This window comes from Methylococcales bacterium (genome assembly GCA_030949405.1).
GTDB lineage: Bacteria > Pseudomonadota > Gammaproteobacteria > Methylococcales > Methylomonadaceae > WTBX01.
In genome coordinates this window covers 2,550,195-2,575,586 of the sequence record JAUZSN010000002.1, presented here as the reverse complement: position 1 = coordinate 2,575,586, position 25,392 = coordinate 2,550,195, and the positions used below count along the sequence as shown (strand labels likewise).

The window sequence follows — 25,392 nt, the reverse complement described above, 5'->3', positions numbered from 1 at the left end:
TTTTTACTCACCTAGTAAGCTAATTGTTTGATCATTTGTTGAATACGAATGATTGCTGGATTATTTAATTGAGCTATACGATTATGTTGCTGACATAATGCCCCTCTAAATCCAAGGTAATCAGGATTTAAAGCCTGTAATTTATTAATATCAACTTCTCGTAATGAGCCTGCTAACCCTGATAATAAGTGTTGCTGTTTTGCTTGAGTGATAAAATTGGTGATCTGTTTTAAGTCCATAAGTTGCACTAATGAGCCTGATTTTTTATCCATTGTGTCTAACATAACCCCTTTAAAGCCTACGTTTTTTAAAACTTCAAGAATACTTAAGCAAGGTAACGCATCTGCAAATAAAACTGCAATTAATGAGAAATTTAAATGGTTTAATTCGGCAAGTTTTGTTAACGTTGCCATTGAATCACCCTGAGGAAAAATACCTATTTTTACATAATCAACGCCTGTTGCGGCCATTAGCTGGACCGCATTAAAAATTAAATCGGGCTGCATCGGTAAATCACCAATGGTTGCGCTTATAAGCGATTGATTTTTAATCACTTTAACAATATCGGCGACCTGTTCAACCTCTAACGCGCCTAAGGCTCCTTTTGAGGGCTGTTTAAGATCAATAATATCAACATTTGCGTTTAAAACTAATAAGGCTTCTTCCTTACTATTAACGCTTGCAAGCATTCCTGTCATGTTTTTGTAACCTTATTTTTATGTTGCTCAATTAACTCCATTAGCCACCCCCAAGCTTCCCATTCTGACTCACCCGCTGTTTTTTCGAGTCCAATTCGTAAAAAATTAAGCTCGGTTTCTATTTTTTCTAAGGGTAACCATTTTAAACGACTACATAAGATAGCCGCTTCTAATACAGCATACTGAGCGCGATTAAAACCCTTAAAGGGCGCGTGATTGACGCTATGGATACAATTACAAAATAATTTAGGTCGAACCTTATCATCTTCAACACGTAGTAACTCTAATTCACTATGGGCTAAGGTGTTCGTTAGTACGTAAGCATTAATTTTTTCAGCCGCCTGTAAATCCCACGTTTTTCGCCCCGTTAAACAACCTGCGAATACACGGACATCATCGCAATAATTAATGACCGCTATTTTTGAACGTAAAATATTATCCAAAGTTGTTGATGGCTTGAAAGGTAAAATAACAAACTCATCATTAAGGTGATGAATCCCCATTGGGGCAATATGAGTAACGCCATGTTGATTAATCGTCGTTACAATCGTTTCTTGAATCATATATAAAAAGGGCGGGTAGTCATAGCTATCATTGATAATAAGTAAAGGGGAACGGAAGAATTAGAGGGGGTGTCTTTTTAGCGATAACTTAATTTTAAAATACACATTTATGATTTGATGCGTAACTTTTTATATTTTTTATAATAAAAAAAAGAGCCTAGCAAGGCTATTAAAATAATATCACTTATAATAAAAACCAACATTTCAGGATCTAGATCTTTAGACTCTAAATTTTCTATCAACTGTAGTTTTTGAAAATCATTTTTTGATGATTCAGAGTTTGAATAGGTATAAAGGTAAAGCGTTTGGTTTAAAGGCATAAAAATAAGCGTTTGCAATACATTATCATTAAAGATAGATTGATGATGATTGTTATCATCCTGCATGATTGTTAATAAGTTAGTCGTCGGAAAACTTGGGTCAAACGAGTCTAAAAGCTGTTGTAAACGATTCCAGCGATAATAATTGTTACTAGAGTAACAGTTCTTAGGGGAGGTAATCAATACAAAACATCCAACCAAAATAAATTGATTTGATTTATTTTCAAAGCTTGAAAATCGATTCACTAAAGGGCTATTAGACAGTCTAACGGTGCCTTCTTTTTTTATATTTGCAGGACTTTCTAGCACCTGTACGTTTTTTTTATCAGCCAGTAAAATTTGTTGGTCATGTGGGTAATGACGGCCATGTAAAAAACGACTTGCCGTGCTAATATCCGTATTTTTTTTGAGCGTATTTTTAAGTGTGAATGCGACTGATTGATGGTTTTGTGAAATAATGGCGGTTTGTAATTGTGGCGATGAGTTTATTAATGAAACAAATAAACCATGACGATTAAACCCATTAATAACCCCTAGCATACCTGCAAAACCGACAGTCACGAAGGTATTTTTTTTTGATTTATAAATCGTAATCAGATGTAAAGGGTTTAGAACGGAATTATTTTTCCAATTAATATTTCTTGCAATAATAGGTGTTTTCTGGATAGGATCAAAAACTGAAATGGCAACGCCTTTGTTGATTGTCGTTAAATCACTCAGAAATTGTAATAACCAAAATTCATTGACAGAAAGCTTGCCGTCACCGAGTCGATCGGTACTCACTAGGCTTAATACATCGGCAACCGCATTAATTTCTAAACGGTTATCCGAGTTAAGTTGTTGTTTTAATAAATTTGCTTGATCATTTAATTGCTTAAAACGACTATCGCTTAATAAAAAATTTAAGTAATTATCATAACGATATTCCATATATGGAAAATTTTCTTTAATTTTTATGCCTAATTGATAACCTATTTCTTGGGCTGTTTTTTGCTGGCTATCAACCGTTAAAATAGTGATATTTGCAATGGCTTTTACAGAAATAACCGATAGAAATACCACTAAAAAAATATTTTTTAAAACAAACAAAATAGCACATCCTATATGATTTAGGCTTTAACTTCTGCTTCTACTTCTGTTGTTTTTTTGGTGCTAACAAAGCTTTTTCCTTCTTCATAAAGTTCTTTAAAATGCACTTTGGCTTTTTCAACATCAAAGTCAAGAAAAGTACCACCTGATTCAAAGTGAGCAACAAAAACTTTTCCAACAGCATACGTAGAGGCTGCTCCAACACACGCCGTACTAATCATGCCAGACGTTTGGCCAATGATAGGAACTGCTTTTAGGAGGCTACCGACGGGAAGGGCAATAGAAATAGCAAGTGAGCTTCCTAAGAGTGAGCTTACTAGTGATTTTACTAAATTTTTTGAAAAAGGGACTTGATAGCATTTAGCAAGGCTATAAAGCATTTTTAGTTGGATTGCGGTTAATGTTCCCATATCAACAAAAGGGACAGGAATAAAACCAACACCTACGGCTGCCATGGTATGGTTTTTAACAATTTCATGCGTCTCTGCAAGACGGGCTACTCTAGAGTCAAGTGGCGTTTCAGTCGCTTTAGTCTCTACTTTTTCTTGAGTTTCTTGCGGTTTTGTTGCGGTATTTTTTTTTGCAGTAACTGCCATTTTATATTCTCCTTACAGATTTTAAGATAACTTGGCTTTTTAAAGGTAAGTTAGTTTGACATTTTTTACCCTTGATTTTTAAGGGTAGCGTTCTTAATCGTACTATTTAAGAAATTCCTAATTCATCAAGAATGACCGACAGTAAAGGTTTAACTGTAATTTTCTTTTCAGAGGCTACATCATTATTTATCTAGTGGCTTTGAGTTGATGTAAGCGATAGGTAGAGGTTTTATAATTTGCGCAATAAAGAGCATTAATTATTTTTATTGGGTTCTTTTTTTACCTGTGGCCTTGGTTTTGAACTAGACACAAGTAAGAGAAGTATACCCATCAAAGGGCCAAGAAGCAACGAGGAAAAAAAATACCCCCAAAAACCCATTTTTCGATTTATACCTAATAAAGCAATCGTTATACTGGCTAAAAAATTTAATAGTAGGGGGTCTAACATAAAATCACTCTAAGTTGAATTGGTTTGAGTGTAAAAATAACTAATTACATTTATTCTATTTAAGTACCGGAGTATAAATTATTATATATTTTAATTCTCTTTTTCATGACTAAGTATTTTTTTTCTAAATTGGATTAAAATAATTTCTAAACGGTGGTTTTTTTTAAGTTCTTCAGGACTCTTATCGGTAACAAGATCGTTGGGGCCTTTTCCGACAGGAATAATTTTTTCACAGGCAATCCCTTGGTTTTGTAAATAAGTATCAATGGTTGTCGCCTGTTCTTCAGATAAGGATTGATGATTAGTGTTATCGAAATTATTATCTTGACTCGGGTTATGCACAGTAATCTTGATTTTTTTTAAGGTATCTTTTTCAATATATCCTAATAAAGCCTCTAAATAGGCTTTTCCTTCTAGGGTTAGCGTAACCTGACCTTGTTTAAAATACAAGGCCAAGGGGTGTTCCATAATGCTATTTTCGACGATACCACAGCCTTGAGAATCAATGAGGATATTAAGGGGGGTGTTTAAACATTGATCTTGATAGTCGAGTATACCATCGTGGTCATTATCAGAAGGGCAGCCTTTATTATCAACGCCTTGGCTTATTTCTGGTCTTGTGTTATTGGGACAGTGATCAATATAATCTGCACGTTTGTCGTAATCCGTATCAATAGGACAGCCCTGTTTGTTGCCTGTTTTATTAACCCCTTTTGTAATTTCTATCTTGGTATTTTGAGGGCATTGATCTATATCGTCGGTAATTTCATCCTGATCACTGTCTTTAACACAGTTTTGTCCACTAATAAATTCAATTAATTCTGGATTTTTAGGACAAGCATCCTCAAAATCTGCTTTTCCATCTTTATCAGAATCTAGAGGACATCCTTGGCTATCGATGCCTTTAGATATTTCTTCTAACGTATTTTTTAAGCAAATATCTTTGTAGTCAGGGACGGTATCGTGATCATTATCAATAGGACAACCTCTTAATAAGCCCGTTAAAAAAACACCTTGTGAGATTTCTTTGGCGGTATTTTCTGGGCAAGTATCAAGGTTATTGGGAATATTATCGTTATCTCTATCAATTTCATTGCAAATTTCAAAATTTATGACAGCGTCTTTTTTTGTATTTTTAACCTGCAAGTAGTCATAGCTACCTTGATGAAGCTCTTTAAAATAAAAAGGCTTACTTATCAACTCACCTTCTTCTGAAAACTGATACTTTCCTGTAATGCCTTGGCAAGGAGGCATGTGACGCAAGGTGTCTGCAATTCTAAGCGAAACAGTCGATTCGGCGCGTTTAATCGCATGGGCTAAAAGAATGATATTATCATAGCCTAAAGCAGTTTGTTGATTAGGTTGTAAGTCTTCACCGTATTCTTTTTTAAAAAGGGCTATAAATTTTTGACTTTGTACGAGAAGAGGGTTGAATAATGTGGGGACAATTGATTTTTTTAACTCTTTTTCATTTTCCCATTCTTTAACCATTTTTAAAAAAGAGGGGACATCTAAGGCCTCACCTCCTGCAAAGGGGGTTCTAATACCGATGTCACGGGTTTTTTGATAGATTTTTGTAACGACTTTATCGGTTGATACCACAAAAATAATATCAATAGCTGGTATTTTATTGAGTTCAATGACTAAACTTTCTATATCAAGTGTATGTCTAAAAAATGATTGTCGATAGACTATTTTGGCACCATGCTTTTCACTGATATAAGAGGAAAAAGTATTCGATAGTTCGGTAGCATAAACCTCTCTGTCGTAGAGTAAGGCTATTTTTTTATACCCTTTTTCAGCAATATACTTAGCTAAATTCACCCCCATTTCTCGATTACTAGGAATGGTTCTAAAAACGTAATTGAATTGGTGATTTGTTAATTTTATGTTAGTTGCGCTGGGGGTTAAAAAGAGGAGGCCATTGTTTTCATAAATAACAGAGGCTAATAAGGCTGTTTTTGAGGTGATATGGCCAATAACCGCTACAATATTAGGATTACTAGTGAATGATTCGGCAATATCATTAACAATATCCTGATAGCCACCTGCTGACAAGGTAGGATCCCATAACTTACTCTCATCGATATTAATAATAGCTTTTAAAGGACGGTCGAGGATTCCACCACTATTATTAATTTTTTTAATCGCTAAATTTACGCCGTCTAAAAATGATTGATCATTTTCTTCCCAAGAAATGCCGATAAGAATGGGTTCTTGCTTGTTTTGTTCAGCAATTTTAGCACGGTGTGTTGATTTTTCATGATACGACTCATCAAAACAACCGCTCAAAAGTAGCCCTGCTAAACAGCAAATAAAAAAAATAATTTTAGTTAGCATCTTCTTTTAAGGAGGCTTTTTCAGAGGGGTTGAAAGAGATTTCGGAATCAGTATTATTTTGATTTTTCTCTGTGGAAGGAGGAATAGGGGGTATTGAATTTGGGTTTATTATTTCTTCGGGTTTATTGTTAGTATTAACCGCATTAGAAGAGGGTCCATCATTTAATATAATGGGTAAACCATTTTTCCCGGCACCAATAACAATGACTTTACTGTTGTTAGATTTTGCAAGCTCTAGTGTTGCTTGAATTCCACGCCATCTTATGAGCTGATCCGAAAGTGTTTGAGCAATAATTTTTTGATAATCTTTAATGCCTCGTGCTTCAATGCGCTTACGTTCAGCTTCCCGCTCTTCTTTTTGTAGCGTAAACGTATAGGCTTTTGCTGCTTGCTCTTCAATTAATTTTTTTTCAATGGCATCTTTAATAGAATCAGGCAAAATAATGGAACGAATAATAATGCCACTGGTTGTAATATATTTTCTTCCGAGTTCTTCTAAAGCCTCAACAACCACTTTTGTTAAAATGTTATGCTTATTGGTGTAAATATCTTCGGGGTCATAAAGACTCAAACGTTTCCGCAAAACAGATTCCACTTGAGGAATAATAATCGTTTGAACATAATCAGGCCCAACTTGTTGATGTAAAACACCAAGCATTTCATATTCAGGGCGATATCGTATCGCCAAACTAATGGTGATAGGCAGACCTTGGTTTGTTAAAATGTTAAATTCATGTAAAACAGTTTGAATGCGAAGGTTATAGACGGTTAATGTATCCCAAGGGTAAATAACATGAATCCCTTCGGGGAAAACTCTATCCGTTACCGTACCAAAGAAACGCCTATATAATACACCCGCCTCACCTGACTCAATGGTGATCACAATTTGAGGCCAGAAAAAGACAAACCCTAGTGTAATTGCTAAAAAAACAACGACAAAATAAGCTATTTTTTCACGAACCCAGTGTCTAAAGTGACTGAAAATTTTAATACAAAAGTGGATTGTTTTTTTTAAAAAAACAAATAAAAATATATTTTTCATTGTAAAGTAACTCGCAAAAAAAACGTCCTTTCATCACTAAAATTTAGGAATAAAAATGCTTTTGTATAGTGTTATCGTAGGGTATCAAGATTAACTAAAGTACCTGAATAAATGATCGCCTGTTTTAATAATTCAATAAATTTATAGTCGTATTGATCTATGAAAACCTCGGTTCATCTATTTAATTTTTGAATTTGGTCTAGGCTGTAATAAATTTTAAAATTGAGAAGAAATTGTAATATAAATGGTTTTAATAGGACTCTATTATGGGGTTAATTGGCAAATATTTTTATTCCTTTAGTATCTAGCCATTCTTATTCTGTCATAATAATCGTAAAATTGTAAATTGTAAAACTATTTGTTTAACTTTTATTTTTGAGTTTTAGAATTAGTTAATAATCAAGATTTTATGAGAAATACGGGTTTTATTGCTTTTAAAATTTGTGATATGTATAATTCCTCGATATTGTTGAAGAATTAACAAGGGGAAAAAGCATGGCGATAATTTTAAATAAAGAAAAAGCAATTGAAATGGAATGTGGTAATAATTATTTAGATGTTCGAGTAAAGAGACTGGGGGGCGCACATGAGGCTGTAAAAAATTATACCATAATAGCAGCGGGTCTTGGTTTTATTCCTGTTCCCTTAGTTGATATTAGCGCATTAACCGCCATTAAATTAAAATTACTGCATCGTTTAGCCCGTGATTATGGTGTTCCATTCTATAAGAATTTAGCGTCATCTCTCATTAGTACCTTACTTAGTAGTTCTGTTGCTATCAGTATGGTATTACCGCTTGCAAGCTTACTTAAATCTATTCCTGTGGTGGGTCAAACAGCGGGCGTAATTAGTACGGCTATTATTGGGGCGGCATCAACGTATGCCGTTGGAAAGTTGTTTGTTGGGCATTTTGAGTCAGGGGGTACGTTTTTAACCTTTGATGCCAAAAAATCTAGAAATCACTTTGAAGAGCTTTATGAAGAAGGTAAAGCATTTGTTAGTTCACAATAGGATTTAGTGATATTGAGTCTTCAATTAAGCGTGTAAAAGTAACGTCTTAAATGCCGTTGATTTTTATATTTTTTTCTTATGTTTAAATTAATTTATTATGTCCGATGTTATAAAATACCAGCTTCATCAAGCTGATTCAGCTGATTCAGAATACCCTAAACAAACGCATTATTTAGATGAGGAACAACGTCTAGAGTTACCCGAATATCATAAAGATGCCCCGTTATGGAATGTTCCTGAAAACCTAATAGAAACATTACAAAGTCCATTATGTATGTCGCTTATGCCTGTTGCTCAACGGCTTTTCTTGTGGAGCTTTATCTACGGTACTTGTCCTAAACGTTATCTTGAAATTGGAACGGCCGAAGGAGGGTCTGCATTGATTGTTAATAGTGCGATTAAAGCGCTGGGGTTTAAAGATTTTCAAGGGGTTTGTATTGACCCAGAATTCAATACAACTAAGGAAGTTAAAAATATATTAGTTGAAAATTTTAGTTTTTTTGAAGAATTTAGTTCACTTGCGGTCATGAAAAAGGCAAAAAAGAAAGTGGCGGGGTTTTTTGATGTTCTTTTGGTTGATGGCGATCATACCTATGATTATGCTTTGTCTGATATTATTTTGGCGATCCCTTTTGTTCGCCCCGGTGGCTATATTTTAGTGGATGATGCTGGGTATTTTCAGGTGCGTGATGCTATTCAATATACAGTAGAACGCTTTAATTTAATTGATGCTGGCTTTATGTGTCGACATGTTATGCCCTTTGAAGAACAGCATGAAACGGCTTCTGAGGGACAATGGAAGGGTGAAAAACCGTTTATGTCGGGGCTACACATTCTTCGTAAACCGTTATAAAGATTCAAAAATAAATGTTATTAAAAGCACAGCAACTTATTAAGAATTTTTATGGGTTAAATAAAATTCAGGTTTCCCCATTATCTGATTTAACGTGTAAGGGAACGTTGTTAAAAACAACTATTAATATGACGGGTTGCAATCAAATTCTTATTGAAGAAAATACTCAATTGTTAAAAATTTCGATGCGTATTCAAGGTGAAAATAACCAAATAAATATTGGTAGCGATTGTCACGTTGAAAATTATATATTAAAAGTTTCAGATCCATTTGATGACTAAGGCTATACGTTTTAACTTAAATTTATGCATGCCTGATGATTGTAATTACTTGATATTTAAATAACATTTACAAGAAATATTTTTATTAGGGTCTTCATGAAAAATAATAACAAAAATATTATTATTAAAGGGAAAAATAATAGCTTAATAATTGCTGCGGGTTCAACTATTAAAAATATTGATATTGTAATTTGTGGTAATAATAATAAATTAATCCTAGGTAAAGGCGTTTATGCAGATACCACTTTTAGTATGATAAGTCATAATAGCCATATTACAGTAGGTGATGGCTGTACAATATTTAAGTCATTTATATCAGCGTATGATGGCAAGGATATTACTATTGGTAAAGACTGTTTATTTGCAGACCCCACCGATATTCGTACCAGTGATTATCATCCTATTTTTGATTCAAATAATAAGCATATTAATCCTAGTAAAAGCATTGTTATTGGCGATCGAGTTTGGTTGGCTCGGCAAGTAAATATTCTCAAAGGCAGTCATATTGAATCGGATGTTGTTATTGGGGTAGGTTCAGTTGTGTCGGGTCATATTCCTGCTAATTCTGTCGCTGTAGGAGTACCTGCTCATGTCATTCGTAGTGAAACTACTTGGCGATTAACCTAAATGAAACTATTTCACTTTTTAGCGCGTGAATCGGAAGCTCCTAAAAAGCAAATTCTATTTATGGCCGCTGTCTCGGGTATTGCCAATGGTTTACTATTAGCGATTATTAACTTAGCGGCGGCACAAGTCTACAATAGAGAATTAAGTGCGCGGTTATTTGTTGTTTATATTATTGCCCTACTACTCTTTATTTATACGCAAAAAATTGCTTTTGTTAAATCAATTAATGCCGTTGAAAAAGCCCTGCATCACGTTAAATTACGGATTACCGATAAAATTCGACGGGTTGATTTACGATTTATTGAGCATAATCCTGAAATAGGCAATTATACCGCCTTAACACAAGACTCTACCTTAATCTCTCAAGCGGCCATGAAAATAGTGATGGCCGCACAATCCCTGTTAGTGCTGCTTTTTAGTAGCATTTACCTTGCGATGCTATCGCCATTGAGTTTTATGCTAACGCTGGTTATGATTGGTGTTGGCGTGTTTACTTTTTTTAGCCACTATGAACAAACCAGTATAGAGCTAGATATGGCTGAAAAGAAAGAAGCTGAGTTTCTCAATAGATTTACGGCGATGCAGCATGGCTTTAAAGAGCTGCAAGTCAACCGCTGTGAAAATGATGATATGTTCAATCATTTAACGCAGTCAATTAAAGATGCGAAGCGATATAAAGTCAGTGCGAATACCCGGCTCTTTTTTGCCGCCATGCTAGGAAATTTTGTTTTTTACTTGTTATTGCTTTTAGTGGTGTCACTATTTCCTTTATTTATTGAAACAACATCAGCAGAAGCGCATAAAGTTGTTGCTACCATCTTATTTATTTTTGGCCCTGTGGGTATGTTTACAGGGGCTTTAAGTATGGTAATGAAAACGGAATCAGCGATTAAAAACCTTTATGGGCTTGAAGAAAAATTAGATAGTTCCATTCAAAGCCAAAAGCCACAAGAGCCTGAAAAATATCAGCATTTTAATACGATTCGCCTGGAAAATTTACGCTTTCATTATACAGACCCGCAAGGACATAAATTATTTTTATCTGGGCCGCATAATTTAACGATTCAGCGGGATGAAATGATTTTTATAGTGGGCGGTAATGGGAGTGGAAAATCAACCTTTCTAAAATTACTCATGGGCTTATATCACTCAGATCAAGGGCATATTTATGTGGATGATGAGAGAATTAGTCCTGAAAATTATCCCAGCTACCAAGCACTTTATTCTATTGTTTTAACCGATTTTTATTTGTTTGACCGTGTTTATGGCTTACCTGATGTTAAAGAATCAGAGGTTAATGATTGGTTGAAACGTCTACAATTAGATAAAAAAACGCATTATGAAAACCAACGATTTACCAATATAGATTTGTCAACAGGACAAAAGAAACGTTTAGCGTTTATTATTGCGGTACTCAAAAACCGACCTATTTGTATTTTTGATGAATTGGCAGCCGATCAAGACCCAGAATTTAGACAGCGTTTTTATGAGGAAATTTTACCTGACTTAAAAGCGGAAGGTCGTCTGGTTATTGTTGTTTCACATGACGATAAATATTTTCATTTAGCCGATCGAATTATTAAGCTAGAAGATGGACATATTATTTCTAGTGAAAAACATTAACGGTAATTTTTTGAGATAATGATAAAATTAGCACGCTTTATTCAAGTAGAAACAAAATCACCTAAAACGTGGATTATTTCAATGGCAGCACTCTCAGGGGTGGCGAATGGGATAATTTTAATGGCCATTAATGTGGCGGCTGATAATGTTCATGATAAGGCCAAGGAATTAGTTTTATTGGTTTTTTTATTATCCATGTTTTTAATTTATGTCTACGCGCTGCATTACGCATTGTCACAATCATTAAATGCTGTGGAAGATGGCTTAGAAAAAATAAAAATTAGAATAGCAGGTAAAATCCGTAATACAAGCTTGCGTTTTATGGAAGAGCATCAAGACATTGGGATGTATTCGGCCTTAATTCAAGATACGAATATGATTACCGAAGGGGTGGTTCAAAGCATTTATACCATTCAAAATTGCTTGATGTTAATTGTGACTGGAATGTACTTAACCGTCATGTCACCATTAGCTTTTGTGGCTGTTTTTTCTTTAGTGGGATGTATGCTCCCCATTTATTTGAAAAAATTTAATAAAACGAATGAGGAAATGGAAAGAACCGCTAAAAAAGAAGGCGAGTTTTTAAATTATTTTAATGCTGTCCTAAAAGGATTTAAAGAGTTAAAATTAAATCAGCGTGAGAGCGATGATATTTATTTACAACTTCGTAATGTCTCTAAAGATATGCAAAAAATTATGACAAGCTCTAATTTGAGCTTTATTTTTGACATGATCTTTTCAAGTAGTATCGTTTTTGCAATTTTATTAGTCACCGTATTCATCGTACCAAGTCTTACACCGACGCATAGTGATGTTATTCATAGTATTACCTCGAGTATTATTTTTATTATGGGGCCTTTAGTGATGTTAGCCACAGGTATTCCTGTGTTTGCCAAAACAAATAACTCAATAGAACGCTTATACACACTAGAAGCTAAGGTAGATTCGGTTAATTCGTCGATGAGTAATAACGCTAATCAATATCCACTTTGTACTGAGTTTAAGACCTTAGAAATGGAAGGCGCTTTATTTCATTATAGAGATGCTTCAGGGGATTGCTTATTTACCTCAGGCCCTCATAGTTTTAAGTTAGAAAAAGGCTCTTTGTTATTTATTGTGGGTGGGAATGGAAGTGGAAAGTCAACCTTTTTAAAACTTTTAACAGGGTTATATCAACCTGAAGAAGGTTCGCTTTATTTAGATGGTGAATTACTTGAAAGTTCACAATACCCTGCGTATAGAGAGTTATTTTCCATTGTATTTACGGACTTTCATCTATTCGATAGAATCTATGGCTTACCTGATTTAAATGAAAGTGATGTTAACTATTGGTTAAAAGAAATGAAGTTAGAAAAAAAGACACAATTTCATGATTATTCATTTACCAATATAAACCTGTCTACGGGACAGAAAAAACGATTAGCCTTTATTGTTGCCGTACTCAGAAACCATCCTATTTGTATTTTTGATGAACTAGCCGCTGATCAAGATCCTCAATTTCGTCAATATTTTTATGAAACCGTCTTACCTCGATTAAAAAAACAAGGACGTACCATTATTGTTGTTTCACATGATGAACCTTATTTTCATTGTGCAGACAGCGTTTTACGCTTGGAAGATGGAAAAATTAAATCATTAGACTTGTTCTTCTAAATAAAATATATTAAAATCAATTGCTTATATATACTTGATAACATTCACAATCAGTTGATACAGCCTAATAAATAAACTTTAAATTAAATTATTAAAAATAATAAATAAGCTTTATAATAAATTTCTATAAAAAATAAAAATCAAAGTATAACATGAAAATAAAAGAAATTTTACCAAGAATTTATGATGATAGACAGTTAAGAGCTTTAACAGGATTAAAAACAGAACATTTTATTTTACTATTATCTCTATTTGAAAAGACCCTTATTGAAGATCAAAAAGAAAAACATGAAAATAAAGAAAGAAAATACGGTAGTGGTTTAGATAGCACATTAAAAACACCCGCAGACAAATTATTATTTATATTAAATTATATGAAGTGTTATTCTACTTTCGATCACTTAGGGTTTTCTTTTAATATGAATAAATCATGCGCTCATACTCATGTATACAAATTATTTCCAATTTTAATAAAGACGTTAGATATATTTAATGTTTTACCTGCAACAAGTTTTTCAACCCCTGAAGAAATGCAGCAGGCTTTTGGCGGAGTTCAAACATTGATAATAGATGCTACAGAGCGTGCTGTACAACGCCCTAGTGACTATGAAGAACAAAATGAATTTTACAGTGGTAAAAAAAACAGCATACAATTAAAAATACCACTATAGCTTCTTTAGGTCATTTAATTTTATATATTGGGGTTAGTTTTCAGGTAAAAATCATGATTATGGAATGTTTAAAAAGAATTTAATCCAGAATTAAATTGGTTTAGTAATTTTAATATATTTATTGATTTAGGTTATTTGGGGTTTAATAATGAATATAAAACTAATTCGGTAAATATTCCTCATAAAAAACCAAATAAATCTAAGCATAATCCAAACCCAACATTAACTGAAAAACAAAAAAAAGAAAACAAAGAGATGAGTCGTGAAAGAGTCATTGTTGAGCATGTAATCGGTGGAATGAAAAGATATAGATGTCTAGTTGACAAGTTTAGAAATAAAAAAGAAGGTGTAAAAGATTTATTTTCTTTTTTAGCGGCTATCCTATGGAATTTTAACATGATATATTAACTTCTTCTTAAAGAACAAGTCTATTAGTAAAGCAAACGACAACTTAATTATTTATATCATCAGTTCACTCGGTTCTTTTGACCGCAAACTATAAGATCATTATGACTCAACAAAACTCCAATTCAGAAAACTCTACCCGTGAAAAACTAGATTATGAGCCGATTGCTATTGTGGGTATGGGTTGCCGTTTCCCCGGTGGCGCGAATGACCCTTATCAATTTTGGGATAATATAAAGGACGGAGTAGATTGCTTAGAGCCTACCCCTAAAAGTCGCTGGAATACCGAAACTTATTTTTCTAAAGTAAAAGGAAAAAAGGGAAAAATAAATACGCGATGGGGGGGCTATATTGATGGGCTAGATGAGTTTGATCCTTTATTTTTTGGTATTTCGCCAAGAGAAGCGGATTATATGGATCCTCAACAACGTAAATTATTGGAAGTAACCTGGGAAGCGATTGAAGAAGGGGGGCTAAAACCGTCGGAATTAAGCGGTAAAGCGGTCGGTGTTTACATTGGTGGTTTTACGTTAGATTATAAGATTTTACAATTTACGAACCCTAATTTTAATAATATTGATGCTCACACCGCTACGGGGGTGATGATGACAATGCTTTCTAATCGTATTTCGTACATCTATAATCTTAAAGGCCCAAGCTTAACGGTTGATACGGCGTGCAGCTCGTCACTTGTGAGTATCGATCTAGCCTGCCGTAGCTTACAACAAGGTGATAGTGAAATTGCTTTAGCGGGCGGCGTTTTAGCTAATTTTGCGCCCCAGTATACGGTTTCTGAATCACAAGGCGGCTTTCTTTCGCCTACAGGCTCCTCTCATGCCTTATCTGACACTGCTAATGGTTATGTTCGTTCCGAAGGGGTCGGGGTTTTTGTTCTTAAAAAACTGTCTCAAGCCGAGGCCGATGGGGATAATATCCATGCGGTTATTTTAGGCAGTGCGGTTAATCAAGATGGACGAACCCATGGAATTACCGTTCCTAGTTCTGAAGCCCAATTAAATTTAATGAAAACCGCTTATAAGCGGGCAAATGTTTCGCCAGGAAAAATACAATATATTGAAATTCATGGGACGGGAACGCCTGTCGGTGATCCTATTGAAGCCGAGTCTGTTGGAAATTTACTAAATATTGATCGTCACTCAGATGACTCTTGTTTTATCGGTTCGGTTAAAACCAATATAGGCCATACAGAAGCGGCGGCGGGTTCAGCTGGAATTATAAAAACAGTGATGGCGTTAAAACATCAGCAAATTCCCCCGCATTTGCATTTTGTTAATCCGAATCCTGCTATTGCATTTGATCAATACCCCTACGCGATTCCAACAACATTAACACCTTGGCCTAAACATGAAGGCTTAGCACTTGCAGGGGTTAACTCATTTGGGTTTGGTGGAACTAATGCTCATATCGTACTCCAAGAATATCAACCCACTCCGAAAGCTGAGATTAGCGTAACCCAACAGCCTAAATTATTGGTTATTAGTCACAATGATAAAAATTCGTTAATTCGTCAAGCACAGGCTTATGAAACGCATATTCAAGGGCTTAAGGATGAAACGGAACTCTATCATTTAGCGTATAGCAGTGCTTGTGTCCGTGAACAACATGCTTATAAGGTGGCCTTTATTTATAACGGTAAAGAACAGCTTTTAAGTCGTTTAGCGGACTATACCGCAGAAAAATCGAATGAAGGGGTTTTTGTTGAGCAAACTCAAACTGAACAATCAAATTTAGTCTGGGTATTTACGGGAATGGGGCCTCAGTGGTGGGGAATGGGGCATGAACTGTATAAAACTGAGCCTGTTTATCGTGAGACCCTTGATAAAATTGATGATGAATTTTCAAAATGGGTGGATTGGTCATTAAAAGATGAATTATTTACCTCAGAAGATCAGTCTAAAATGGCTGAGACTTGGTTGGCACAAACGGCTAACTTTGCCGTACAAGTTGCCTTAGCTGAGTTATGGAAATCTTATGGTATTCAGCCCAAAGCGATTGTTGGACATAGCACGGGTGAGGTAGCCGCTTTTTACTTAGCGGGTGTTTATAGTCTAGAAGATGCGGTAAAAATTGTTATTCACCGTAGTCGTTTGCAGCATTTAACACGCGGCATGGGAAAAATGTTAGCGGTAGGATTGTCGGAACAAGCGGTAATGCCTTACCTTGCTCCACATGAGCCGAATGTTTCTATTGGTGCGATTAATAGCCCAGGTGCCGTCACGTTAACAGGCGATGCGGATGCCTTGGGAAACATTGCACAACAATTACAGGCACAAGAAATATTTAATAAATTTTTACGCGTCGAAGTGCCTTACCATAGTGTTATTATGGAAAAAATTAAGGATGAATTATTCGAGTCGTTAGCTGATCTTTCGCCTCAAGTAGCGCATACCGATTTATATTCAACCGTCACGGGTGAAAAAATAACGGGTGAAGAAGGGGATGCTGAATACTGGTGGCGTAATGTTCGTGAACCTGTTGCTTTTGCTAAAGCCATTTCGGCTATTTTTATAGATGATTTTCAGTATTTTCTTGAAATCGGTCCCCATCCTGTTCTTGCGGCTTCTATTGGTGAAATAGCAACCAGTTTAGAGGCAGAAAGTCGAGTGTTGTACTCCATTCGTCGTAAATTTCCAGAACAAACCGATTTTTATGGGGTCTTAGCGTCGTTGAATGGTTTAGGTTTTCAGCTGGATTGGAATACGATGTATCCTAATGGACATTTTGTACGGATGCCCCGTTATCAATGGCGACAAGATAAGCATTGGTATGAAACGCCTTTTTATCAAACGTTACGTCAAGGGGAAGTACACCAGCCTTTATTGGGGGTTAAGAATGCTCAAACCTATAATTTATGGGATAGTGATGTTAGTTTGGAAAAATATCCGTACCTAAACGATCACGTTATTCAAGATAGCTGCTTATTTCCTGCGGCAGGTTATATTGAAATGATCTATGCTGCCTTGAATCAGCATTGGGGCGCGGGTTTTTACAGTATTGATAACCTAAGAATAGACAAAGGTGTTTTTCTCAGTGATGATAAAAATCCTGACTTAAAATTGGTTATTGATGAACCCCAATCAAAACTTAAAATTATTAGTCGCTCTGTGGCGATGGATACCGAGAGTTCAAACGATCCGTTGGTACAAGAAGACCAGCATATTAGTGGCTTTATTCGTAGTCGTGGGGTAAAACATTTAGCTCCTGCCATCAATCTTGATTCTAAACGGAATAACAGTCATAAATCCATTGATAAAGAAACCTGTTATGGATTATTAGCTCAGTTTGATTATCAATACGGCCATCATTTTCAATCTATTGAAACGGCTTATTTAAGTGAAAATCAAGTACTCGCAAAAATTGTACTTTCATCGAAATTAGATAGTGCGGGTTATCACTTACATCCAGCTTTATTAGATGCGTGTTTACAAACCTTATTGATTAATGAAATTGAGGGGCTTTCCGCACCAGAAGATTTTGTGGTTCGATTGCCGATTGCCATTAACGAAATTAATATTAATGCAGAAATAGGCGATCAATTTTGGTGTTTAACTGAAATCATTTCGCGTGATGAAGAAAAGATTATTGGTAACTTAAGTTTATGTAATGACCAAGGTGAGGTTTTAGGGGTCTTAAAGGGATTTAATGCACAAGCCGTGGATTCCGTTGCGGGGGGAATGAATACGAACACGATTGATAGTTGGTTATATCAAACCCAATGGATGGAACAAGAGCTAGGAGAAATTAATACGCTGGCTTTGAAGAAAGCCTATTTAATTTTTGCGGATGACGGAGGCATTGCTGAAACATTAACTGAAAAACTACGGGGCAAAGGCTCGGCAGTTTGTTTGGTTAATTCCGCTCAAGCTTATAGCATGGCAACGGATTTTAATCGGGCTAGTTTACGGACTAATAATTTTTCGCAACTAGGCCAATGTGTACACGATTTTTATCAACAGTATGGTGCAGATAGTGGCATTATTCATTGTTTAGGTTTAGACGCGACCCCTTCATTTGATGAAATGGGTGCAAGAGAACTTGAACAACTGAAAAAAATGCGTTTACACTCCTTGTTATTATTATCAAAAGTTATTGTAGAAACTGAAATTAAAGGCAAACTTTGGATCCTAAGTAGCAATGGACACGTTGTTACCGAAGATGCTGAGAATTTAAATGCTATTGCCGCCTCTATGATTGGTATTAGCCGTGTTTTAGCGCAACATGAACTGTGTGAAAACTGGGGTGCGCATATTGATTTGGATTCTGAATCAAATAGTGACAATGTCATATTAGAGTTAGGGCTTGATAGCGAAGAAGAAATTAGTTATCGACAACAGCGACGTTATAGCAATCGTTTAGTGGCCCCTGAAACGTTAAAACGTCCTTTTCCTGTTCATTTGAAAACAGATGCGTGTTATTTAGTCGCAGGTGGATTTGGTGCAATTGGACATTTAGTTTGTAAGCTTTTAATTCACCGTGGCGCACGACGCTTATTATTAATTACGCGCAGTGCATTTCCAAAACGGGAAACGTGGCAGCATATTGATAGCGATCATCGTTTGTATGAACGGATTAAGTTCATTAAGGAATTGGAGGCGATGGGGGCTGAGGTTATTTTAGCGGATATTGATGTGACTCAAGATCGCGAGCTACGCTATTATTTTGATGATTTTGCTCAACGAGGTTACCCGCCTATACGGGGCGTTTTCTTTTGTACAGGGGTGGTTAAAGATACTTTGATTTCTGCCATGGAAACCGATGATTTTGATGAAGTTTATGATACGAAAACAATTGGCGCACTGACGTTACATCAGTGTTTAAAGAAAGCCCCCTTAGATTATTTTGTTTTGTTTTCATCCATTGCCGCTCAAGTCACAACCGCAGGACAAGTCAATTATGCCAGTGCGAATAGTTTTTTAGATGCACTCGCTCATTACCGTTGTAGTCAAGGCTTACCTGCATTGAGTATTAATTGGGGGCCTTGGGCCATTGGGATGATTAAAGAATTGGGCTTAGGGCATCATTATAAAGAACAACGAGGAATGCCCCCCATTTTACCCGATGCGGGCATTAAAGTATTAGAGCGAATTTTAACGCTGCCTAATCCCCAGTTATCGGTTTGTGATGCTCAATGGAATAAAGTGTTGGCGTGGTACCCTAAAAAACCGCATCTCTTTAAAGAATTGGTTACCAAAGATGAGAGGGATGAAGATGCGGGTGATTTTTTATCGTGCTATTTAAACTGTGAAGCCAATGAGCGAAAAAATTTAGTTGAAACTGAGTTCAAAACCTTAGTGGCTACCATTCTACGTACAGATATAGCGAATTTAAATGCAACCGATACCTTAGTTGCTTTAGGGATCGACTCTATTATGGGGGTGGAATTAAATAATCGCTTGTTAGGACATTTTGGAGAACGGTTAAGTGTCGTGAAGTTATTGGGAAATTTAAATATTACTCAGTTAGCCGCAGAATTGAATGAAAAAATAATTTTATTAGCGGCATCAAAAACGAAAGCGATAGCAAACGAAGTGAGTCTTGATGTAGGGGTAGAGACTGATGATAATTGTTTGTGTACGAACGCAACGAGTTGTAATGCTGAAATTGAAGATGAATACCCTTTATCTTTTGGGCAAAAAGCGATTTGGTTTACCCATCAGCTTAATCCTCTCAGTGCGGCTTATAACATTGGTGGCGTGATGCATATTCCATCTGTCTTAAAACTGGATATATTAGATAAAGCCATAAACGGGGTGGTACAACGTCATCCAGGGTTACGCGCAAATTTTTATGTGGTGGAGGGTGAGCCCGTACAACGTATCTATGCGCATCGACCTTTTGAATTTACCGTAGTTGATGTGGCCAATCAAGATTGGGAAAGTATTCGTCAACAGGTGATTGAAGATAATCAACATCCTTTTGATTTAGAAAATGATTCATTGTTACGTATTCGACTTTATCGTCAAGCCGAAGACAGTTATTATTTTGCGATTACGATTTATCATATCGTTTCTGACGCGTGGTCAAATTATAAATTTTTAAATGAGATGCAAGATTTATATGCTCGCTATCTCAAAGAAGAGACTATCAAAATTGAACGACCTAAGGCCAGTTATCGTGATTTTGTCGAATGGGAATCGCGTTTAATTAATAGTATTCGAGGGTCAGGACTCTATAAATTTTGGCGTAATCGTTTACCTGAAAATATTCCTCAATTGGCCTTAGAAACGGATAAAAAACGCCCGTTAGTCATGACCAATAATGGGGCCTCTTATAATTTTGAAATTAATGCAGACTTAACAAAACAGCTACAAACGCTTGCTAGAAATGAAGGGGCCACTATGTTTATGGCCTTGTTGAGTCTTTATTACACATTGATGCACAAGTACACGCAGCAAAATGACATTATTATTGGTAGTCCTGTTGCAGGACGGACACAGGCAGAGTTTGCAGAGGTTTATGGTTACTTTGTGAACCCATTGCCTTTATGGGTTAATTTTGATCAAAACCCAAATTTTGTTACCTTACTTAAAGACGTTCGTGAAACCACTTTAATGGGGTTGGAAAATCAAGAGTTTCCATTTTCATTATTAGTTGATCGTTTAGAAATAGAACATGACCCCAGTCGTACGGCAATATTTCAAGTGATGTTTGTATTACTCAATCATCAAGTTGATCGGACTCATATTGATGAAAATAATGTTGCGCATTATGATGGTTTTCCTATGCAATTATTGCAAATGCCCGAGGAAGAAGGTCAATTTGATATAACCTTATCGGTTTATGAAGAAAAAGGGGTTTACTATGCTACGTTTAAATACAACACCGATTTATTTGTTGAATCAACCATTGTTCGTATGGCGGAGCATTTCTTAGAAATTGCTAAGCAAGCCGTTGCAACGCCTCAAACGGCAGTATCCACTTATCATTTACCCACGCCTAATGAACAAACCTTATTAAAACAATGGTCTGGGGTTGAGACGCAAGCCGCTCCAATAGATAGACAAAATTTTATTTCTGTTCATCAAACCATTGAAGGCATTGCTCAAACAGCGGCTAATCAAATGGCTGTTCAAATGACGAATGATTCAGGCGAAAGTGACGGGATAACGTATGCTCAACTGAATGCTGATGCGAATCAAATGGCTCACGCGCTCAAAGCGGAAGGGGTTAATCACGGTGATGTTGTTGGCTTATATCTGAAAAAATCGCCTAAATTAATAATCGCTTTACTTGCTTGTTTAAAAGTAGGGGCAAGTTATCTTGTTTTAGACGGTGATTTACCGATAGAGCGTTTAAAGCAGATGCTTGAAATTTCTGCAACGAGCTGTTTATTAAAAGCAAGTCATGCGGTTGATACCTCAACCTTGGAAATTAAAGCCTATGCTGTTGATGAACTAGGCTCCGATCATTCCAAGGAGAATCTCAATCTAACGCTTAGTCCAGAGCAAGGGGCTTATATTGTTTTTACATCGGGATCAACAGGTCGCCCTAAAGCGGTCTTGGTGACCCAAGAAAATATTGCGACGATGGCAACCGCGTGGAAAAATCAATATACACTTGAAAACACGCACGTCCATCTGCAAATGGCGCATATTAGTTTTGATGTTTTTTGTGGTGATTGGATTCGAGCGTTGAGTAATGGTAAAACGCTGCAACTTTGTCCGCGTAATAGCGTATTAAATATGCCGTTGCTATTGGAAACTATTGAGACTAATCAAGTCGATTTTGCTGAATTTGTTCCAACTGTTATTCGTAAACTGGTGAGTTATGCGCAACAAAAAGGTAAAAAACTTCCATTCAAAATGCTGGTTATCGCTTCAGAACGTTGGACATTAGAAGATTATCACGCGTTGCTAACCGTGACCGATGCTCGAATATTTAACTCTTATGGAACCTCTGAAACTACGATTGATAGTACTTTTTTTGAAGTCACCACCGATTCAATTGCATCACTACATGATTTAAGTGAGGGTATCCCTATTGGTCGCCCGTTTGAAAATAATACTGTTTATGTTTTAGATAATACGTTAAACCCTGTTCCTGTGGGGATCGTCGGTGAACTTTATATCGGGGGATCGGGCGTTTGTAAGGGGTATGTGAATGAGAGTGAGCAAACAGAGGCTTTATTTATTCCTGATCCATTTAACCGTGAATCGGAGCAATATCTTTATAAAACAGGGGATATTGTTAAATGGGATGAGCAAGGTCAATTGCATTTTTTAGGACGTAAAGATACGCAAGTCAAGGTCCGAGGGCATCGAATTGAACTCAGTGAAATTGAAAATACGGTGTTAGCTTATCAAAATATTGAACAAGCGGTTATCGTTATTCAAAATAACGCAACACAAGAGCCGTGTTTGTGTGCTTATTATCAAGTGATGGCGGATACAACGGTTGATGAAAATAATTTACAGCGTCATATTGCAGAACATTTACCAAGCTATATGATGCCTGAATTTTTTCAACAAATTGATAAATTACCTGAACTTGATAACGGTAAAGTTAATTTAAATGCCCTTCCTAAACCACAGCGAATTAGTTCATCTAATTTTCAAGCCCCCGAAACCTTGTATGAAATTAAAATGGCTGAAATTTGGGGGAAAATGCTAGGAACACAATCTGTGGGGGTTTATGATGATTTCTTTGAATTAGGCGGAAATTCACTGTATTTAATTGAATTAATGATTCAAATTCAGGATGTTTTTAATATTAAAATCACCGTTAATCAACTGTTTAAGCTTTCAACATTAGCAGGGATGTCAAAAACAGTCGAAGAAGTGATTACAGGTAAAATTGAAGGGGCGTTACCTTATATTTGTTACAATGAACAGCCTAATAATCCCCAGTATTTATTTAGCTTTCCACCAGCGGGGGGCTATAGTATTGTTTATGAAACGCTGGCAGCCCACTTACCGCCCCACTCATTATTATCTTTTAATTACTTAACAGATGAGGATAAAATCAGCCAGTATGCGTCGTTAATTTCAGGATTACAGCCACAGGGTGATATTAAATTATTTGGTTATTCTTTAGGTGGAAATCTTGCTTTTGAAGTTGGCGTAGAGCTAGAAAAACAAGGTCGTCAAGTCAGTGACATTATTATTATGGACTCTTATCGAATTGTCGATGATTTAACAATTTCGGATGAATTATTGACCGATTTTAAAATGGAATTACGTGAACATTTTAAAAAGCATACAGGGTCTGATAAAGTTGAAGAACACACGATGGCACAGGCGAATAACTATATTGATTTTAGTTATCAACAAAAAAATCTACAATTAACCAATGCGGCCGTGCATTATATTGTTGAAAATAATGATGCCGATCCTCATCGTGAAAATAAACTTAAAAGTTGGGAAGGCAGTTCAAAGACGCAAACAGAACTTTATGTGGGTACAGGTCGTCATGAAGATATGCTATTAGGTGAAAATGCTAAAATTCATGCGGATTTAATTCAAACTATTTTGAAAAAAATATAGGTGAAAACCATGTCATCACGAAAAAAAGTGCTTATTATTGGTGGAGGGCTAGGGGGATTATCCACGGGCTGTTATGCGCAAATGAATGGTTATGAGAGTGAAATTTTTGAGATGCATGAAATTCCTGGGGGGTGTTGTACGGCGTGGGAACGTCGTAAAAAATATACCTTTGATTGTTGTATTAGCTGGTTATTAGGCAGTGGACCGGGTAATGAAATGCACCAAATATGGTTAGAACTTGGAGCCATTCAAGGGAAGGAAATTAGAAATTTTGAAATTTTTAATACCATAGAGCATCCTGATGGGCGCAAAATTCATTTTTATTCTAACCCTGATAAACTTTACAGCCATTTAATGGAGGTTGCCCCTAAGGATGAAAAAATTATTAAAGAGTTTTGTGAGGGCATTCGGAAGTTTCAAAAATGCTTGGCGGTTTATCCTTTTTTAAAACCAGTCGGTCTTATGGGGTTTTGGGAAAGATCGCTAATGATGGCAAAATTTTTACCGTATTTCAATGTCATTCGGAAATCAATTTCTATGTTGATGACCGACTTTTCAGCACAATGTCAAGATCCTTTTTTACGCGAAGCCTTTAATTTCATTTTCTTTGAGAAAATGCCTAATTTTCCTGTGTTACCGTTTTATTTTAACTTAGCCAGTCATGCGAATGCGTCGGCAGGTGTGCCTGAACATGGATCTTTAGGGTTAGCCAATTCAATTGCAGCGCGTTATGAGTCGTTGGCAGGGAAAATTCATTACAATAAAAAAGTTGAAACGATTTTAGTTGAAAATGATAAGGCTATTGGGGTTGCGTTTGCCGATGGTAGCCAAGAATTTGCCGATATTATTGTTTCCGCCTGTGATGGCTATACGACGTATTATAAAATGTTAAAAGGGCAGTATTTAAGTGAAACCTATGAGCGTCTTTATTCCAAAACCATTAATGAAAAGGAAATGATTTTTCCGGGTTATTTCATTTTGTTTTTAGGGTTAAATAAAGCATGGTCGGAATTTGATCGTTGTAGCTCACATTTATTATCAGAAGATGAGTGTAAACAGTTAGTTGGAATTACCCATCCTAGTATTAATGTGCAATTACGCAGTGATTATTATCCAGAACTTGTTCCTGAGGGGCAATCGGTATTATATATCACCTATTTTTGTGATATAGACCCTTGGCGCGTGCTTAATGAAGATCGTTCAGAATCAAGAGAAGTGCAGCGTAAGGATAAAACGTATTACACTAAGCATGTCAAGCGAAGCAAAGCCTATCATTCCACTAAAAAAGACGTTTCTCGGTTTTTAATTGATTATTTAGATAAAAAACACCCTGGGTTAAAAGACTCTATTGATTGCATGGATACATCAACTCCGATGACGCAGGTTAGATATACAGGCAATTACAATGGCACGGTCTTAGGATGGCAACCCTTTGTTGATGGTGGCGAAACTTTGGAGGAAGAAGTGAAAAAAAATGGGGTAGGATTACCAGGTCTTGAAAACTTTTATCTTTCAGGGGTTTGGGCGACTACAGGAGGCTTAATTCGTGCTGCAGCCGCAGGACGGCATGTAACCCAATTTATTTGTAAAGATGATAATAAAGACTTTGTGGCTTCTTTGCCGACAGAATCTCTATAATTTTTTCAATTGAATTGTTTTGATTTGATGA

Annotated in this window: 16 protein-coding genes; 10 read left to right on the top strand and 6 right to left on the bottom strand. The window is 36.0% G+C overall.

Annotated features, from left to right (window positions below; genetic code table 11):
- Nucleotides 1-11: 11 nt before the first annotated feature.
- From Q9M50_13225 to Q9M50_13200, 6 genes are all read right to left on the bottom strand, one after another.
- Entirely contained in the window at nucleotides 12-698 is a 687-nt protein-coding gene (locus Q9M50_13225; protein MDQ7091574.1) for a (5-formylfuran-3-yl)methyl phosphate synthase, read from the bottom strand.
- Nucleotides 695-1,261, bottom strand: a complete 567-nt coding sequence (locus Q9M50_13220) for a DUF447 family protein (GenBank protein MDQ7091573.1) — start codon at nucleotides 1,259-1,261, stop codon at nucleotides 695-697. The genes Q9M50_13225 and Q9M50_13220 overlap by 4 nt, the downstream gene beginning before the upstream one ends.
- Nucleotides 1,262-1,368: 107 nt before the next feature.
- Entirely contained in the window at nucleotides 1,369-2,670 is a 1,302-nt protein-coding gene (locus Q9M50_13215; GenBank protein ID MDQ7091572.1) for a hypothetical protein, read from the bottom strand.
- Nucleotides 2,671-2,690: 20 nt separating this feature from the next.
- The gene (locus Q9M50_13210) at nucleotides 2,691-3,266 is read right to left on the bottom strand and encodes a DUF697 domain-containing protein (protein ID MDQ7091571.1); all 576 of its coding nucleotides are present in this window, start codon (nucleotides 3,264-3,266) and stop codon (nucleotides 2,691-2,693) included.
- A gap of 538 nt (nucleotides 3,267-3,804) precedes the next feature.
- Nucleotides 3,805-6,054 (bottom strand): ABC transporter substrate-binding protein, encoded by a 2,250-nt coding sequence (locus tag Q9M50_13205; protein ID MDQ7091570.1) that lies wholly within the window; start codon nucleotides 6,052-6,054, stop codon nucleotides 3,805-3,807.
- Nucleotides 6,044-7,096: a prohibitin family protein gene (locus Q9M50_13200; GenBank protein ID MDQ7091569.1), complete on the bottom strand. Its 1,053-nt coding sequence runs from the start codon at nucleotides 7,094-7,096 to the stop codon at nucleotides 6,044-6,046. Before Q9M50_13200 ends, Q9M50_13205 begins: the two co-directional genes overlap by 11 nt.
- 495 nt (nucleotides 7,097-7,591) lie before the next feature.
- Here Q9M50_13200 and Q9M50_13195 point away from each other — a divergent pair, with 495 nt between their 5' ends.
- The 10 genes from Q9M50_13195 (at nucleotide 7,592) to Q9M50_13150 (ending at nucleotide 25,361) form a co-directional block, all read left to right on the top strand.
- Nucleotides 7,592-8,107: a DUF697 domain-containing protein gene (locus tag Q9M50_13195; protein ID MDQ7091568.1), complete on the top strand. Its 516-nt coding sequence runs from the start codon at nucleotides 7,592-7,594 to the stop codon at nucleotides 8,105-8,107.
- A 97-nt stretch (nucleotides 8,108-8,204) separates the two neighbouring features.
- Nucleotides 8,205-8,960, top strand: coding sequence for a class I SAM-dependent methyltransferase (locus Q9M50_13190; GenBank protein MDQ7091567.1), 756 nt, complete (start codon nucleotides 8,205-8,207; stop codon nucleotides 8,958-8,960).
- 14 nt (nucleotides 8,961-8,974) lie between these two features.
- Entirely contained in the window at nucleotides 8,975-9,241 is a 267-nt protein-coding gene (locus Q9M50_13185) for a hypothetical protein (protein MDQ7091566.1), read from the top strand.
- 96 nt (nucleotides 9,242-9,337) lie between these two features.
- Entirely contained in the window at nucleotides 9,338-9,868 is a 531-nt protein-coding gene (locus Q9M50_13180) for a hypothetical protein (GenBank protein MDQ7091565.1), read from the top strand.
- A complete protein-coding gene (locus Q9M50_13175) occupies nucleotides 9,869-11,491 on the top strand; it encodes a cyclic peptide export ABC transporter (protein ID MDQ7091564.1) in 1,623 nt (540 codons plus the stop codon). It begins immediately after the preceding gene.
- Between the two features lie 18 nt (nucleotides 11,492-11,509).
- Entirely contained in the window at nucleotides 11,510-13,144 is a 1,635-nt protein-coding gene (locus Q9M50_13170) for a cyclic peptide export ABC transporter (protein ID MDQ7091563.1), read from the top strand.
- 152 nt (nucleotides 13,145-13,296) lie between these two features.
- Nucleotides 13,297-13,815 carry a transposase family protein gene (locus Q9M50_13165; GenBank protein MDQ7091562.1) on the top strand — a complete coding sequence of 173 codons (519 nt, stop codon included), beginning with the start codon at nucleotides 13,297-13,299 and terminating at the stop codon, nucleotides 13,813-13,815.
- 135 nt (nucleotides 13,816-13,950) lie between these two features.
- Entirely contained in the window at nucleotides 13,951-14,223 is a 273-nt protein-coding gene (locus tag Q9M50_13160) for a transposase family protein (GenBank protein ID MDQ7091561.1), read from the top strand.
- Nucleotides 14,224-14,324: 101 nt separating this feature from the next.
- Entirely contained in the window at nucleotides 14,325-23,723 is a 9,399-nt protein-coding gene (locus tag Q9M50_13155) for an amino acid adenylation domain-containing protein (GenBank protein MDQ7091560.1), read from the top strand.
- Nucleotides 23,724-23,732: 9 nt separating this feature from the next.
- Nucleotides 23,733-25,361, top strand: coding sequence for an NAD(P)/FAD-dependent oxidoreductase (locus Q9M50_13150; GenBank protein MDQ7091559.1), 1,629 nt, complete (start codon nucleotides 23,733-23,735; stop codon nucleotides 25,359-25,361).
- Nucleotides 25,362-25,392 lie beyond the last annotated feature (31 nt).